Origin of the sequence: Microcoleus sp. OTE_8_concoct_300 (assembly GCF_031383065.1) — a bacterium.
Taxonomy (GTDB): Bacteria; Cyanobacteriota; Cyanobacteriia; order Cyanobacteriales; family Microcoleaceae; genus Microcoleus.
Window position 1 is genome coordinate 22571 of the sequence record NZ_JANMZH010000505.1, and the last position, 16824, is coordinate 39394.

Below are 16824 nucleotides of genomic sequence, written 5' to 3' on the forward strand. Positions count from 1 at the left end.
AGGAGCAAGTTTAGATCGCCTCAATACTTGCACGAAATTTAACATAACGGATTTATCATATTTATGCAACCTCATGCAACAAAATTTCTATGGAATTGTTGGGGAATATACGATCGTCCAGCAATTAAGTAGCTCTACCTAATTAAACCGAAAACGCTTTCTTCACCATACTGTCCTCTGGCAGCCCTGGTTTCCAAACCTCTGGGATCGCGATCGCCAAATCGTACTCATCGGTAAAAAGGCGGGATCCCTAGATCCGATCGCTCCCCATGTAACCATTCATCCTCAATACGGTTCCTGAAGCGGACTTTGACACTCCCCTGACTGAAGTCGAGGGGATTCTTAATTCAGCGACTGACCTTAAAATGTTCTGTCCTTGCGGCAATATTTAAACCTTTCAACCGTGGGGATACCACCAATTGAAGAGCCTAACTCAGAAACACCCCAGCGGGTCTATCTCCAAAAGCGTACTAGGATACTTACCTAGAGTTCGGGTATGCCCTACCCTACCTAACAATCTCCAGTGAAAAAGTTTATTTGCTGGAATTGAAACCTACGTTTTCGGTTCCGGCTGTTTAGAGTGTTCTCGCCGCACTTTGTCCCCCGGTTTATGCCTAAAAGTGTGTCTCATGTCCCGTTTCACGATGGTAAAGGAGTTTAACCTTGACTATTTCAATATACCATGTTGTCCTGCCTTGTCCGGGTTTTTAAGAAAGTTTTTTGAATTGAAAAGATTAGAGTTTGGATTCAGGCTGAGACTAAGACAGTAGGCAGGATAAATCCTGTAAATTCCTTTCATCTCCGGACTGAAGTCACGGGGTTTTCAGGATATTTCTTATAAGGTGGCAAAAAGAAAATTACTTGCATTGCTGCTGAAGAAAGTTCCCACTGCTGCAGCATTAGGAGTGAACAATGTACAGAAGCATTGTCTTGGACGATCGCCGTTAACTTACCAGCGTGTTCTAGCCGTAGTTGTGCCATATTTGTGCTTGCCACTCCATAAGTTTTAAGTAGGTCTCAGTTGTCCTAGCTTTTCTTACCTACTTTATTCCTTAGTCCCCTCGGACGAAAGTTTGACTCTATGCAGCGATTTCAAGATCCGATTAATGCCGATTAATGCCGATTAATGCCGAATTCATAAAGCCGAGTTCATAAAAGAAAATAACGAACCCGGATTTTAGATTAGGCCATTTCCTGAGATGATACATCGGGGGCGATCGCCAGATTTGGTTCGCCCGAAAGCACTTGAGCAGCAGACGCAGTAGGTAATAGATCGTAAGAATTTCCGCCCAAACCCTTAACTTGGCGCATCAAAGTGCCCATTTCCAAAGCACTCATCGCATAATTCCAGCCCAAATTGCTTTTAATTCCAGCCCTTTCCAAAGCTTGCTGCATCGTGTCAGTCGTCACCACCCCAAAAATCACCGGCACCCCTGTTTGAAAAGCAGCCGCAGCAATTCCCTTAGCAACCTCACCAGCCACAAAATCGAAATGAGGAGTTTGGCCCCGAATTACTGCACCCAGACAAATTACCGCATCGTAGCGGTGAGAAAGAGCAGCTTGGCGGGCCACCAAAGGAATCTCAAAACTTCCGGGAACCCAAAAAAAGTCCACCTGAGAGCCATGAGGATTAATATCAACCCCGTGGCGTTTCAAACAATCTTGACATCCCTCCAAAAGTTTGTTGACCACCAAATCGTTAAAACGACCGATGACAATAGCAAATCGCAAAGATTCTGTGTGAGTAAAAGTTCCCTCGAAAACAGCCATAGTGTTCTAGTTTAGATTTTAGATTTTAGGTTTTAGAGTTTTGTTTGTGAGAAGGCAAAAGTCAGAAAGCTGCAGCATCTCATCTGAATCTCAAGTGCAAAAACATACAGGGTCGCGCGGTCTGGAAAATTCCTAGCTTCTGCCGAATGCCGAATGCCTTTCAATCGCTAGCGAATGCCTTCATCCTTCTATCTTTTACCTTCTTTATTCGATAAGGTTGGGTGAATTTAAACGACTAAAAAGTTCAATACACCCACTGCAATAACCAGCAAAAACCAGAGACCCGACCCGACATATATCAGCGTTTTAGACTGATTCCAGTTTTGGGGAGAGGCATAAGCAACCGGGACGCCAACGACCATGACAAAAGACAGCAGTACCAGAGCCAGTAAAACCACTTGAAACAGAATTGATAACATCTTTTCTCCTTTCGATATAACCGTGCGTTGATCAGAAATAGCTTGCCAGAACTGGAAAAAATATTCCAAATTCTAGTTTTTGACAGTTTCCCGATAGTTGATCGAGAGATTGTCAGTTGATTGATACGAAAGAACCCGTGCAATTCGGGCGTTGCGCGAACAGGCGTCAGCGACTTTTGAGATTTTTATCAATTTTATCATTGTTGGCTACTGCACAGAAAACAGGATTCGATACTGGCTGAAGGTTAAGTTACACTGCGATCGCGGGGTGCCACAAGCTGAGAAATTGCTAATCTGTGAGTTAGAGATGGGGGATGTTCGACTATGGACTTAGTTTTGTGCCACACAACAGCAGATTTTGACGCCTTGGGAGCGGCAGTGGGACTTTGCGTCCTGCGCCCCGGTAGCAGGATCGTACTGACAGGCGGGTGTCACCCGACGGTGCGGGATTTTTTGGCGCTACACCGCGACGAGTACCCGCTGATTGAACGCCGATCGGTCAATCCGCAACAAATTCGCTCGATTAGTATAGTTGATGCCTCCGGGCGCGATCGCTTGGGAAAAGCCGCCGAGTGGCTGGATTTGCCACAGGTGAGCGAAATTTCTGTTTTCGACCACCACAAGGAGGCGCATTCAGACATCCCCGCTACTTTTACCCAGATCGAAGCAGTCGGAGCCAGCACGACATTAATTGTCGAAAAGCTCCGCGAAAAGCTCAAAAATCTACCAGAAAACAGCGACACACCATCGCGCCTGCTGCCTTCGGAAGCAACAGTAATGGCCCTCGGCATCCACGTCGATACAGGTTCCCTCACCTTTGAGGGCGCAACTGCGCGAGATGCGACTGCTTTGGCGTGGTTGATGGAACAGGGAGCGAGTTTGCGGGTAATCGCTGAATATGTAGAACCCGGTTTGTCTCCTCAATTGCAAGATTTGCTGAGAGAAGCGCTGAATAATTTGCGATCGGAAATTTTGCACGGTTACAGCGTAGCTTGGGTGCTGCTATCTACTGAAGCCTACGTTCCGGGGCTTTCTTCGCTGGCTTCTCGCTTGCTCGATTTAACTGAAACCGATGCTCTGCTTTTAGGGAATGTTTATAAATTTGGGGAAAAGGACAACAACCCCAACATCGAGCCCGAATCGCCAGTTTCCAATCGATTAACTATTATCGGTCGATCGCGCATTGAAGGAACAAACCTCAGCGAATTGTTCAAACCCCTCGGCGGCGGAGGCCACGCCCGCGCCGCTTCCCTCGCCACCCGCGATGTTGACCCCCTGCTGACTTTAAATCAGTTAGCTGACGAACTCAAAACTCAAATTCCCCACCCTCCCACAGCCCGCGAATTAATGTCGTCTCCAGTGCGGAGTATTCGCCCGGAAACATCGGTGGGGGAAGCTCATCGTATACTCCTACGTTACGGACATTCCGGGCTTTGTGTGGTGGATGTGGGCGATCGGCTCGTCGGCATTATCTCGCGCCGCGACATTGACATTGCTCTGCACCACGGTTTCAGTCACGCCCCAGTCAAGGGTTACATGACTCCGCAGCTAAAAACGATCGCCCCAGATACCTTGCTGCCGGAAATTGAATCTTTAATGGTGATGTATGATATCGGGCGCTTGCCGGTATTGGAAAACAGTCAACTGGTAGGAATTGTGACTCGCACTGACGTGTTGCGGGAATTGCACCAGCAAAAAGCGCGAGACAGGGGAAGTAATGCAGAATTTTCTTATTGTCCCGTACCCGAATCGGTTGAGCAGTTGTTGCGATCGCGCATCAGTTCGGAATTGTGGCAATTATTGTCGATCGCGGCCAATATTGCCGCCGAACGCGGCTGGCAACTTTATATTGTGGGTGGAGCAGTCCGGGATTTACTATTGACGACCGATCATACACTGGCGCTAACAGATATTGATTTGGTTGTGGATGGAAAATGCGGTCCCGACGATTCCGGTGCTGGTGTCGAGTTAGCTTCATCGCTGCAAAAACTATACCCAGACGCGCGTTTGGACGTTCACGGTCAATTTCAAACCGCCGCGCTTTTGTGGCACAAAGACTCTGCTTTCGGCTCGCTGTGGGTGGATATCGCGACTGCTCGCACTGAATTTTATCCTTATCCGGCTGCAAATCCTGAAGTTGAAGCGAGTTCAATTCGCCAAGATTTGTACCGCAGGGATTTTACAATTAATGCGCTGGCTGTGCGGTTGGGTTTTCCTCGCAGTGGCGAATTGTTAGATTTTTTTGGCGGTTTGCTGGACTTGCAAGCGCGGCAAATTCGAGTTTTGCACGCCAACAGTTTTATCGAAGATCCGACGCGAATTTATCGCGCTGTGCGGTTTGCTGTGCGGTTGGGTTTTGAAATTGAGCCGCAGACGGAAGGATACATCCGCCACGCTTTGGCCAGCGGCATTTATTACCGAATTCAGGGGGAAAACGGCCGAGCTCCGGCTTTGGAAACTCGCCTGAAAAGCGAGTTAAAATACATTTTGCAAGCTCCCTACTGGAAAGTTGCTTTGCAAATGCTAGGAGATTTGCAGGCTTTGCGCTGCATTCATCCTACTTTGGAGTTGGATCGCCAATTGTGGCGACAACTGCGTTTGATCGATCGGTGTTTGAATGGAATCCCAAGGAAGAAGGAAGAGGAACTCCCAAGGAAGAAGGAAGAAAGAAGTTCGGCAACGGATTCTGTAACGGATGTAACGGATGTAAAGGATAGAAGTCCGATGTCCGTCGGAAGTTCGGCAACGGATGTAACGGATGTAACGGATGTAACGGATGTAAAGGATAGAAGGAAGAAGGAAGAGGGAAAAGCTAAGAAGGAAGAAGCAACTCCCAGTTCCAAATTCCCAATTACCAATTCCCAATTCCCAATTATCAATATTCCCGATTGGCAGATGCGGCTGGAAGTTTTGATAGCTTATTTAGCACCGGAATATCGCGGCAAGGTAGCTGCAAATCTTCAGTTACCCGCTGACAGCATTAAGCGGTTGGAAGTGTTGGAAGCTGGAAAGAACCAGTTAGCAGAGGGTTTGCCTAAGTGCGAGTTGCCGAGTCAATTGGTGCTGCTGTTGAGGAATTATGATTTGCCGGTGTTAATTGCGATCGCCATACAAAGTCCGCGAAGTGCGCGCCGCCAAATTTGGGAATATCTCACCATGTGGGCGAATGTTGAGTCGCCTTTAAATGGCAACGATTTGAAGGCTTTGGGTTATAAGCCTGGGCCTGAGTTTAAACGAATGTTGGATGATTTGTTGGCGGCGACCTTGGATGGCGATTTGGGCGATCGGGCTGCTGCTATCTCTTTCTTAGCACAACGTTATCCTCCAGCTTAGTAAAGTGCGTCAGCAGCGCGTTATTTTTTCTATAATTGATAGGCTAATTGCTGACGCACTCTACTAAATTTAGTTCTGGACGCATGGGAGTCCAGAAACCGGGCTTTTTTACCAAAAGACGCGTTGCAACCCGCAGATTATATCATGTCCGGTCGATTCCCTCCGCTTCGCTTCCCCCGAAATCAGGTAGGGGCAGGTAAACCTGCCAATATCTGCCAATAATTGACAATCTCAAAAACCCGCCCGGCCAGGATATTATGGTCAATCGATCAGACATGATATTAGGTACAAAAACCGGTTTCTTTGTGGGAGTGCGTCCAGGACTTTAAATTTTACTTTTCAGTTCAAAACAGCCTCACAAGCCGATCGCACATTATTGATATTTAGATAATTAAGGTGAAAAAACAGCGCCCTCCTGGTTTAATCGCAATTGTCCTTTACAAAAGTTTGGTTGCTTCCCTCTTGACAGTAACTTCGATCGCTTTGCTTTTAGCACTGAATAGTCATCACTTCTTGGAGGCTTTATCGGAATCTTTATTCTTAGAAACTAAACTAAATATTGTTAAATATTTATTAGGAAAGATTCTAATTATTAAGCCTCACACCTTACTATTTAGTGGACTGGCGACCGGACTGTATGCAATTTTAACTGTTCTGGAAGCGGTGGGTTTATGGTACGAAAAAGCCTGGGCAACAATCTTAGTTTTATTGCTAGTCGGTATCAGTATTCCGCCTGAAATCTATGAATTAGTTCAAGGTGTCACGGTACTTAAGTTAGCGGTATTTATCACAAATATAGCCGTATTATGGTATTTGCTGCACCATTTGCCGAAGCACGGTAAGGGATCTGAGAATTTTGGGAATTCAGAGGACACTCATTTGACTTAATAAATATCAGCATTTTCAATCAGTAGGCGCTTTACCATTTTATTTGTAATGCGTTTACCTGATAATTCTAAGTTTCAATATTAAATATTTAACTCTTGGGGCGCATTCTTGAGCGTATTCATAGTGTTTTTCATTTTTTATCATAGTTTCCAGGCTCTTTATTTCCCCAAGCTGAAGATTGCCAGTCGGCAGACAAGAAATCACAAAAGTGCTTATAAGTCCAATAAAAACCTAAATCTTTATAAAAATCGGCGAATTGTAAAGATTCGATAAACCCAGGAGGGGTTGTACCCCCCAGGGGTTATAGTAATATACATATATAGATGCACCCTGATGGCTTTCCCGTTCCAAAAGAGCGGGATTTTTATTGGAAAAATATTGTATTAAGTTTTAAGATACCTGGTACAGATAGAATTGGTGGAACATTTCAATAAAATGATCGCCCGAGGCAAAAATAGCAGAGAAGAAGCAAAAACCAGGGTTCGGAGCGATCGAACACAGCCCTAACTCTGTGAAATAACCCAAAGGCGGTAGCATAGTTGGGGAAACGGCATCAACTAAAGATGAACTTAGCGCCAGCAACAGTCCTGCAACAGGGCAAATACAAAATTAACGCGACTTTAGGCATAGGAGGGTTCGGGATCACTTACCGAGCTATCCACACCCATTTAAACCAAACCGTCGTACTCAAAACCCTGAACGAAAGTCTGCGCCAACACCCAGAATCGGCGCAATTTCAGCAGCAGTTTATTGCCGAAGCCCAACGCCTGTCGCGGTGTCAGCATTCCAACATCGTCAGAGTAATCGACTTTTTTGAAGAAGCCGGACAGTATTTTATCGCAATGGACTACATTCCGGGCCAAACTCTCGCCCAAATAGTCGAAACCGATCAGCCACTGCCAGAAGCCCAGGCCCTGCACTACATTCGGCAAATAGCCTCAGCCGTAAATACAGTTCACCACAGCGGATTGCTGCACGGAGATATCAATCCAGAAAATATTATCCGGCGAGCCGATTCTCACCTCGTAATGTTAATAGATTTCGGCATTGCCCGCGGCTTTACCGCCGGCACCAAACAAACCCACACTAACTTGCTCTCGCCCGGGTACGCGCCGATTGAACAATACCTCTATGACGGTAAATGTACACCGGCCACAGACATCTACGCGCTCTCCGCCACCCTCTACTACTTACTTTCCGGCGTGGCGCCCGTAGCAGCACCCCTGCGCGATCGCATTCCCCTGGCTTCGTTGCGGCAATTTCAGCCCAACCTCAGCGCGGGAATCGAGCGAGCCATCATTCAGGGACTCGAAATCGACCCTCACAACCGCCCTCAGACAGTGGAAAATTGGCTTACCATGTTGCAAGAAACAGAGCGAGTACCAGCACAGAGAAAAGGCAAGCAAAGTCTGCGATTGCCCGCGCCTCCCCCGCTGCAGTTGAGTTTAGTGGCGTTTGTCGTAACGGCTGCAATTGCAGGCTGGATGGGTTTTGACCTAGCATGGCGCTACAACAGCACCAGTCTCAGCAGCAATCGATCCAAAATTGAATCCTTCCCATCTCTCGAAGATTTGCTCAAATCCCGCGATTTGTCAGGGCCGATGTTCGGGCAGCCGTCTGTCGAAAGCAGCCCTCTCTACCCGCTCGAACTCAACAAGCGCCCCAAACCCCCCTTAGACAGCAGCAACATTCCCGAACAGATAGATGCCTCAGAAACTCGCGCCGAACCTTCAGGATTGGCAAGCCCGGAAACTCGCGCCCCAGAGCCCGAAGCGGAACCTGAGCCATCCCCGACACCCGAGCTCCTAGAGCAGCCTGCTAAGTCCCCCATTCCGGAGCCTCAAACCCAAATCGAGCCAGCACCCCAACCAGAACCCGCACCGGTACCGGAAGTTGCGCCCCTGCCTGCTGAATCGCCCCCCGCACCCGCCCCGCCTACGCCTAAGAGTGCTGAAACCTTGCCACCCTCTGAATCCGCGTCGCCAGTAATAGCGTCGCCGATCGAGGGATCGCCTGAACCTGCGATACCGAACCGCAGCAGCAGCAATTCAGATAGTTCGATCGCACCTGACTCACCACCCCCTGTGGCAGATCCCACTGTGCCTTTTCCTGAACCTGCGACAAATTAGTATTGTTTTTGTTGGTTAAAAGTGCGGACAAATACTTGGTTTTATCAGTCAGCAAATATCCGCTCGGGAGTCTAGATAATAACGCCCTTCCTAGCCAACGACTATCTCGCAAAACCTTCGACCGAATCAGGAAATCCCAACAGGGGCGGTCTGAGTTTATCCAATATTTCCTATTCCCTCTGCAATCCAAATGCCCGCTTGAAAAAAAAGCAGGACAGTTTGATATTTTGATTTAATTTATGTTAGAATATGTGCGCGGCGCTGAGGTTGTGTGAAGTCGTGTATTACTGCTGCTGTCGCTGCAAACATTTTGGTACAAAGCAACCCCAATATCGCATTGGAGCGAGTCTAAGGGAGGCTTGGGGGCTAAGCCGTTGTGCCTTAAACTGTTCTAACTCTCCAGAATCCTATCCCCGAACTCGGGGTGGGAGTGTCAATTCCCCCAAAATTCCTTTCTTTGGGAGCAAGCACCATTGGGGACAAGCAAGTTATAATTTGTTGCGGAAGCGCACAGAGATTTTTTATGAGTAAACCCCCAGTTCATGCTTTTTTTGTAGGCAGAGCACTTGCCGAAGCACTGTACGAGCAATTAGAAAGCGCAGCAACCAACGCTTTCTCTGAACTCGGCAAATTTGACGCAGAACAAAGAGAACGCCTGCGACAGTTCACCGATCAAGTTCTGGAACGGGCCTCCAGAGCTGCGGATGAGGCACAGCAGACCAGAACTGGCACTGCAACCACCACCATTGAAGACATCCATCCCGCAGAGTTGCAAGCGACTATTGACGAGCTGCGCGCCGAAGTGGCAATGGTGCGCTCCCAATTGCAGCGCTACCGCAGCAGTTTGCCCTAGCGCTCGCTCCCCGACCACAACTATTATTTACGACTACGTGAGCGCAAAGCACTGCGCTCCTGCGCTCCTACCTGCAATCAAAGCAACAACATAAAATAAGCAATTTGGGAACCCAAGTGTCTGCTCTCCTTGATGACTCTGTTAATCGCCAGCGCTCCAGAAAGCTCGCTGGCGAAGGCGATGAGCCAAAAACTGCTGGTAAATCCTACAAAAGTAAAGCTTATCGCTGGAATCGCGAAAAATACTCCCGGAAGCGGCGCTTCTTCGACATTTGGGCTTTTGTCTTGCTCTGGCTGGCTTCGCTGTGGCTCGACAGCAAAAATTGGAGCTACTGGGGAGGCGTGAGTGAAGAAAAGAAAGTTGCCAGGCGCCGCTTTCAAGCTATCTGGGTTCGAGAAACACTCTTGGATTTGGGACCGACTTTCATTAAAGTTGGGCAGTTATTTTCCACCCGCGCCGATTTGTTCCCGACAGAGTTTGTCGAGGAACTTTCTAAGCTGCAAGATAAAGTGCCTGCTTTCAGTTACGAGCAGTTAGAGGTAATTGTTGAGCAAGATTTGGGCAAGACAGTTCAAGAACTCTACCACAGCTTTGACCCGGTGCCCCTGGCCGCTGCAAGTCTGGGTCAGGTACACAAAGCTCAACTGCATTCGGGCCCGGAAGTGGTGGTCAAGGTGCAGCGACCGGGACTGCGGAAGCTGTTCGAGATCGATTTGCAAATTCTTAAGGGAATTGCCCGCTACTTTCAAAACCATCCTAAGTGGGGCCGCGGCCGAGATTGGATGGGGATTTATGAGGAATGCTGTCGCATTCTATGGCTGGAAATTGACTATCTCCATGAAGGCCGCAATGCTGATACTTTTCGCCGCAATTTTAGCAACTGTGACTGGGTGCGGGTGCCGAGGGTTTATTGGCGGTACGCGGCTCCGCGAGTGCTGACTTTGGAATACCTGCCCGGGATTAAAATCAGCCACTACGAAGCTTTGGAAGCGGCCGGTATTGATCGAAAATTAATCGCTCAGTTGGGGGCAAAAGCTTATTTGCGCCAGTTGCTCAACGATGGCTTTTTCCACGCTGACCCACACCCCGGCAACATCGCTGTTAGTGCTGACGGTTGTCTGATTTTCTACGATTTTGGCATGATGGGGCAAATCCAGTCGAACGTCCGCGAAGGACTGATGGAGACGCTTTACGGCATTGCTTCCAAGGATGGACAGCGGATTATGGATTCTCTGATCAATTTGGGAGCTTTGGTGCCTACGGGTGATATGAGTCCGGTGCGCCGATCAATCCAGTATATGCTGGATAACTTCATGGACAAGCCTTTTGAAAATCAGTCGGTGAGCGCGATTACGGACGACCTTTACGATATTGCCTACGACCAACCTTTTCGCTTCCCAGCTACCTTTACTTTTGTAATGCGAGCTTTTTCGACGATTGAAGGAGTGGGGCGGGGCTTAGATCCCGAGTTTAACTTTATGGAGGTGGCACAACCTTTTGCCATGCAGCTTATGAGTAATGGAAATGGCCCTGATGCAGGTAGCAGCATTTTTAACGAAATCGGCCGTCAGGCAGCTCAGGTGAGTTCGACTGCTTTGGCTTTGCCCCGCCGGATTGAGGAGACTATTGACAAACTCGAACAGGGAGATTTACGGATTCGCGTCCGTTCTGCCGAAACAGAGCGGTTGATCCGCCGCCTGACCAGCGTTCAAATGGGTACGAATTATGCTTTGCTGATGAGTGCTTTTACTTTGTCAGCGACAATTTTGTTTGTCAGCAATCAAGTCTGGCCGGCAGTGGCTGTGGCATTGCTGGCGGCGGGTGCAGGGTTTGCTCTTCTGCGTTTGTTTAAGCGGATCGATCGTTTAGACAGGATGTCATAATTGTGCAATTTGGGATGTGAAATTTCAGGTTTGAGATTTCTCGCCAGCCAAAAGTTGACCTCGAATGTTAAGTTTTGGCTGGCTGACAACAGATTGCTAAATAAAATTGAGAGCACTTACGCGCTTTGACGCTAACAACCCGGTTGCTTCCTAAATTTATCGCCATCCAAACCTGTGATTTATGGTAGAAATCCAGTTTTTTTTGCAGGCGCTGCTTAATTTACTGGATTTACCGAAATTTTAAGAGGGGATTACCATCATCAGAAAATGTGGGTAGAAACCCCGTCCTTCTAGGACGGCTTTACAGGTATAATTTGAGTGGTTAATGACCCACCCGTGACGATGGAGACATAAACCCTAACACCAAAGTTTGCGAACAATCGCAACGGGGAAGAAAAATCGGTAGACCGGGAAAAGAGGACGGGGCAATGGTGAACATCCCTAGAATCAAAACTACACAAGAATTCCTTCTGGCATTCGACACGTAAAAACCGCAGGGCTTGCGGGGTTAGTCTGTGGAGTGAACGTAAGACCATAAACTCCTTGAGGGTGGAGGCGGTTGCGAAGAAGCAGAAACTCAAATCGCGAGGTTTGGGAATCCCCGTACCTTTAGGTCGGGGTGGATGTCAAAACGATCTACAATATAAGGTCAAGGAAGTGCAATTTTTCCAAAACTCACGATCGCGGGCGGCAGAAATTTCAAGTCCCCTTCGCGATTTAAGTTTTGGAAGAAAACATTGCACCACTTAAATCAAGCTTTTAAGTTCGATGAGTCCAATCACCCAATCTATGAAACGCTCTTTCGCAGGTAAGACAGACACGGGGCTAGTTCGTTCAGTAAACCAGGATTCATACTACATAGACTCTGACGGGCGATTTTTCATAGTGGCCGACGGAATGGGAGGACACGCCGGAGGTCAAGAAGCCAGCCGGATTGCGACTCAGGCGATTAAATCTTATTTGCTCGAACATTGGGAAGGGCCTGAGGATTCTCCGCTGTTGTTGGAAAAGGCTTTTTTAATTGCTAATCAAGCAATTTTGACGGATCAGCTAGACCACCCCGAGCGTGCTGATATGGGGACTACGGCTGTGGTTCTCATGTTTAGGGATGAGGGCCGACCTTGGTGCGCAAATATCGGGGACTCTCGCTTGTACCGGCTGCACGGCTCTCGGTTGGAGCAGATTACTGAAGACCAGACTTGGGTGGCTCAGGCTGTGAAAAGAAAGGCCCTAACTCCGGACCAGGCTCGCAGTCATCCTTGGCGTCACGTTTTGTCCCAGTGTTTGGGCCGCGATGATTTGCGGGAAATAGATATTTTGCCGGTGGACGTGCAGCCAGGGGATCGCTTGCTGCTGTGCAGCGACGGGTTGACTGAGGAACTTTCCGATCCTTTGATTGCTTCGCCTCTGAAGTCGATTCGCGCCTGCGAGGGCGCTGCAAATGCTTTGATTCAAGCCGCTAAGGATAAAGGGGGACGCGATAATATTACTGTGGTGATTGTGACGATCGACCTCAAATAAATCGGGCAACCCCCTGGACAATCTAAAATCTAAAATCTAAAATCTCAAATTTGGATAAAGGGGGACGGGATAATATTACTGTGGTGATTGTGACGATCGACCTCAAATAAATCGGGCAACCCCCCGGACAATCTCAAATCTAAAATCTAAAACTTGGATAAAGGGGGACGCGATAATATTACTGTGGTGATTGTGACGATCGACCTCAAATAAATCGGGCAACCCCCCGGACAATCTCAAATCTAAAATCTAAAATCTAAAATTTAATGACCCGCGTTATCGGTTTGATCAGCGGCACGTCGGTGGATGGCATTGATGCTGCTTTGGTGGATGTGATGGGTTCCCAAACAGACTTGAAAGTGCAATTGGTAGCCGGCAAGACTTTCCCTTATCCTGCTAATTTGCGCTCGCAAATTCTCTCGGTTTGCAGCGGCTCAGCTTTATCAATGGCTGAACTAGCCGAATTAGATGATGCCATTGCCCAAGAATTTGCCACGGCGGCATTGACAATTCAAGCAGAATATGATAAAGCCGAATTAATCGGCTCTCACGGTCAAACCGTCTACCACCGACCTGCAAGGAAAGCCGAGAAAGAGATGGGCACTGGGTTCATGGGCTACAGCTTGCAACTCGGGCGGGGCGCGCTAATTGCGCAATTGACAGGCATTACTACAGTGAGTAACTTTCGATCGGCAGACATTGCAGCAGGGGGTCAAGGAGCACCCTTAGTCTCAATACTTGATGCCTGCCTGCTGGCGGAACCCAACAGAAGCCTCTGCATCCAAAATCTGGGCGGAATTGGCAATGTTACCTATCTTCCCGCCAAGTCCAAGGGGGAAAACAAGGACGAGTCGGAGATTTTCAGTCTAGGTCCGGGCATCTCGGGCTGGGATACAGGGCCGGCGAATTCCCTGTTAGATTTGGCAGTGCAGCAATTGAGTGGCGGCACTAAGACGATCGACGAAGGTGGAGCTTGGGCCGCATCGGGAACTCCCTGTCAAGCTTTAGTCGATGATTGGCTGCAGCAAGAGTTCTTCCGTCAACCACCGCCGAAATCTACTGGGCGAGAGTTATTTGGTGTAGACTATTTTGACCGGTGTTTGGTCGAGGCCCAAGGTTACAACCTCAGTCCTGCTGACGTACTGGCTACTCTGACAGAACTGACTGTTGCCTCGATAGTTCACAGTTACCAAACTTTCTTACCGGCTATGCCCGATCGAGTTTTACTGTGCGGGGGCGGCAGCCACAATCTCTACTTAAAACGCCGATTGCAATCTCAATTGCATCCAGTGCAAGTGTTGACTACTTCTGAGGCAGGCTTGAGTGTAGATTTTAAAGAGGCGATCGCTTTCGCGGTTTTAGCCGCATGGCGGATTCGGGGCATTCCCGGCAATCTGCCTCAAGTTACTGGTGCCCGCGCACCGGTACTTTTAGGGGAAATTAACTCTTGTTGGCACAGTTGGGCGTGATAGCATAGAGTCTTAGGGACAACGGCTGTGCGTTGTTGCACCAGCATTGTAGCCAGCAGGAAAAGCATAGGAACAGCACTGTGGCTCACACGTTTTTAATGGAATCGGGCCAATGGACGCTCGAAGGAAGTTGGATTGAGCGCAATGGCGTGCCAATTACGGTGAAAGGCAAAACTTTAGTGAGCTGGAACCGAACAGATTGGTTCAGTATGGTTACGAAGCTCGTGTTTCCTGGAGGCGATCGCGAAGAGATTATTTTGCAGTACCGAGGACACCTCAACAGCGATGAACGGCAGTATACTTTTGTACTCCAACACAGCGAACTCGGTCGGGTCGAGGGCGAAGGTTGGATTGCTCCCCAGTCGATCGTCCAGCGTTACTGGGTACTGGGAGACGAACGCCAACGGCGCACGGGTTTTGATACGCTCCATCGCGTCGATCACAACCGCTACTATCACTCTAGCGGCATCATGTCTGGTCATTACTTGACAAGTACGATGGAGGCTACTTTGGAACGTCAGTCGGAATAGCTTTTTCTAGAGTTACCACCTGCGATTTCTAGGGTTTGATGTGAAAATTGAAGGTCTTGCTAGTCGGAGATCCCGCTCAGATGTCCGACTAGCGCACTCTTGTGAAACCTTATCCGCTGTAACTAAAGACAAATATTTTATTTTGTTAAAAAGTTCACACTTACGATCAAAAATTATTAAACTTTTGAGTCGAACCGCGATAAATTATTTTTGCGATATCCTTCTGTGGCGCTCAATAGATTGCTGCGCTCGACTTCCCAAATGGAGCCTAATCAAGAAAAAAACTCTCAAATTTTCCCGGCGAGACAATGACTATGTGCAGATGCTTTCTACCTTCTATAGCAACCACACCCGACCCCCGATGACGTTCTTAATTGCACAAACCCTTGATTTTATTGCTTGTGACTTCTCTGGTATATAACTAAAGCCTTCTTCCTTGTGCCTTCGAGTGACGCCCCATCACCCCCAACTCCTTTCCACCTGAGGAAGAGAGTAAGAGACAGAGGTCGCCGACTGCGACTCTTTGCTACTCAACGCCTGGGTTTGGTTCTAGGCCCCAATGATGTTTGAGAAAATGGCGGTACATGGTTTCCCGAAGCATCATTTGCTCGTAAAGCTTGACCAAAAACTCCTGAGCTTGTTCGCGACTCATGTCACTTACCTGTGTTTTGAAGGAACACAGGCTAAATTGCTGCTCCAAAGACAGTTCTGCTGGTTGGCTCATGACTTTGACTCCTCTGTAAGTAAAGGTGACTTAAAAGTGAACACCTGGATTAACCAGATTTGTAAATAGTTTCAGCGATCGACCGTTGGTTTCGGGAGGGCTGATGGCCCATCTTGCTTTAGTATATATTACAAAAGGTAACAATTGTTTGACAAAATCACCATCTGTCCCAAGAAATAACTTACTTAGGGAGAGAGATGAGGAAATGCCTGCAAAAGTTCCTTCCGCAGGCATATACAACTGTATCTAGTTGTCAAGAGAAAAAAGGCTCAGTACGAACCAAAAGAATTGAAGCCCTTTATACCAAATCAGGCAGAGCTTCTGTCTGCCAGGATCCGATGGGAGATGAGGAGAGCGGGAGAGGGGGGGATGAGGAGAGGGGGAGATTGGAAGATGAGGAGACAGGGAGAGGATCCGATGGGGAGATGGGGAGATGGGGAGAATTTCTATTTCTATTTCTCTGTTCTTCCTTCTTCCTTCTTCCTTCTTCCTGAGATCCGTTACATCCGTTACATCCGTTACATCCTCAGAAAGCGAATCCGTTGCCGAACTTCCTTCTGACTAATTCGAGGGCCCGCCATCCTAGGGTGCAGTGGCCGCTCCAGGTGGGGAATTGGGAGCAGCGGGTGCAGGCGAAACAGGAGGAATGGCCTGATTTCCCCCAAAGTTGCTAGGCTGCGCCGGAGCGGGGAGAGGGGATTGAAACTGATTGGGATTGAGCTGCTGCTGCTCAGGAGCGGGGAGAGGAGATGGAAACTGATTGGGATTCAACTGCTGCTGCCCCGGAGCCAGAGGAGACGGCAGGGGTTGACCGGAATTGCCGATCGCAGGTGCTGCAGGAATGCCAGAATTGGGAACCGAGGGATTCGGCAGCGGGGAGGCAGCCGAACTAGGAAGAGTTGCTAGGGCCACTCGATCGCCCCCTACCTCTCTCAATTTGTCTAAAACCTCGACAACTTTGGCATATCTAGCATTTTGAGGAGCGTACAGCACCATCAACCCCGCAGGGTTTTGGGTTTGGAAACTCTTTAAAACTCGATCGAGCTGTTGGTAATTAACAGGCAATTGGTCGATATAAGTTTGCCCGAAATCGTCAATGCTGACAATCAGCATCTCTCGCATCTGTGTTTGTCCCGTCTTCGCCTTAGGCAAATCGACATTAATTGCTTGCTGGCGAGTCAGTTGCAGCGCCGCCAGGAGAAAAAACGTCAGAATGCAAAATATCACGTCAATTAAAGGCACCAGTTCAATCCGAGCCTCTTCAGCAGGAGTATCTAGATTAATCTTCATCTGATCTGTGGAGTT

The 16824-nt window shown here is 48.4% G+C and carries 13 protein-coding genes; 8 read left to right on the plus strand and 5 right to left on the minus strand.

All coding sequences use genetic code 11. The features are described 5' to 3' along the window. Positions 1-795 precede the first annotated feature (795 nt). The 3 genes from ACUVJL_RS23200 to psbZ all read right to left on the minus strand — a co-directional run bounded on the left by ACUVJL_RS23200 (position 796) and on the right by psbZ (position 2189). Positions 796-996, minus strand: coding sequence for a hypothetical protein (locus ACUVJL_RS23200; protein WP_445247993.1), 201 nt, complete (start codon positions 994-996; stop codon positions 796-798). 186 nt (positions 997-1182) lie between these two features. After that, on the minus strand, positions 1183-1770 hold the full coding sequence (ribH, locus tag ACUVJL_RS23205; RefSeq protein ID WP_332957156.1) for a 6,7-dimethyl-8-ribityllumazine synthase: 588 nt from the start codon (positions 1768-1770) through the stop codon (positions 1183-1185). A gap of 227 nt (positions 1771-1997) precedes the next feature. Continuing rightward, complete coding sequence (psbZ, locus tag ACUVJL_RS23210; protein ID WP_333444442.1) at positions 1998-2189, minus strand: photosystem II reaction center protein PsbZ; 192 nt, start codon at positions 2187-2189, stop codon at positions 1998-2000. 324 nt (positions 2190-2513) lie between these two features. Here psbZ and ACUVJL_RS23215 point away from each other — a divergent pair, with 324 nt between their 5' ends. From ACUVJL_RS23215 to ACUVJL_RS23250, 8 genes are all read left to right on the plus strand, one after another. Next, positions 2514-5522, plus strand: coding sequence for a CBS domain-containing protein (locus tag ACUVJL_RS23215; protein ID WP_445247994.1), 3009 nt, complete (start codon positions 2514-2516; stop codon positions 5520-5522). A 396-nt stretch (positions 5523-5918) separates the two neighbouring features. Then, positions 5919-6410 carry a DUF2127 domain-containing protein gene (locus tag ACUVJL_RS23220; protein ID WP_445247995.1) on the plus strand — a complete coding sequence of 164 codons (492 nt, stop codon included), beginning with the start codon at positions 5919-5921 and terminating at the stop codon, positions 6408-6410. A 563-nt stretch (positions 6411-6973) separates the two neighbouring features. Continuing rightward, complete coding sequence (locus ACUVJL_RS23225; protein WP_445247996.1) at positions 6974-8539, plus strand: serine/threonine protein kinase; 1566 nt, start codon at positions 6974-6976, stop codon at positions 8537-8539. A 523-nt stretch (positions 8540-9062) separates the two neighbouring features. Further along, on the plus strand, positions 9063-9392 hold the full coding sequence (locus ACUVJL_RS23230; protein WP_445247997.1) for a DUF6825 family protein: 330 nt from the start codon (positions 9063-9065) through the stop codon (positions 9390-9392). A gap of 116 nt (positions 9393-9508) precedes the next feature. Further along, complete coding sequence (locus ACUVJL_RS23235; RefSeq protein WP_445247998.1) at positions 9509-11275, plus strand: ABC1 kinase family protein; 1767 nt, start codon at positions 9509-9511, stop codon at positions 11273-11275. 789 nt (positions 11276-12064) lie between these two features. Further along, positions 12065-12796 carry a PP2C family protein-serine/threonine phosphatase gene (locus ACUVJL_RS23240; RefSeq protein WP_445247999.1) on the plus strand — a complete coding sequence of 244 codons (732 nt, stop codon included), beginning with the start codon at positions 12065-12067 and terminating at the stop codon, positions 12794-12796. Between the two features lie 266 nt (positions 12797-13062). Then, on the plus strand, positions 13063-14265 hold the full coding sequence (locus ACUVJL_RS23245) for an anhydro-N-acetylmuramic acid kinase (RefSeq protein ID WP_445248000.1): 1203 nt from the start codon (positions 13063-13065) through the stop codon (positions 14263-14265). 80 nt (positions 14266-14345) lie between these two features. Beyond that, positions 14346-14795, plus strand: a complete 450-nt coding sequence (locus ACUVJL_RS23250; protein WP_172190924.1) for a hypothetical protein — start codon at positions 14346-14348, stop codon at positions 14793-14795. A gap of 526 nt (positions 14796-15321) precedes the next feature. Here the strand turns inward: ACUVJL_RS23250 and ACUVJL_RS23255 are convergent. Both ACUVJL_RS23255 and ACUVJL_RS23260 read right to left on the minus strand, forming a co-directional pair. Then, positions 15322-15519 carry an NblA/ycf18 family protein gene (locus ACUVJL_RS23255; RefSeq protein WP_006635253.1) on the minus strand — a complete coding sequence of 66 codons (198 nt, stop codon included), beginning with the start codon at positions 15517-15519 and terminating at the stop codon, positions 15322-15324. 582 nt (positions 15520-16101) lie between these two features. Further along, the gene (locus ACUVJL_RS23260) at positions 16102-16809 is read right to left on the minus strand and encodes a biopolymer transporter ExbD (protein WP_445248001.1); all 708 of its coding nucleotides are present in this window, start codon (positions 16807-16809) and stop codon (positions 16102-16104) included. Between the last annotated feature and the right edge of the window lie 15 nt (positions 16810-16824).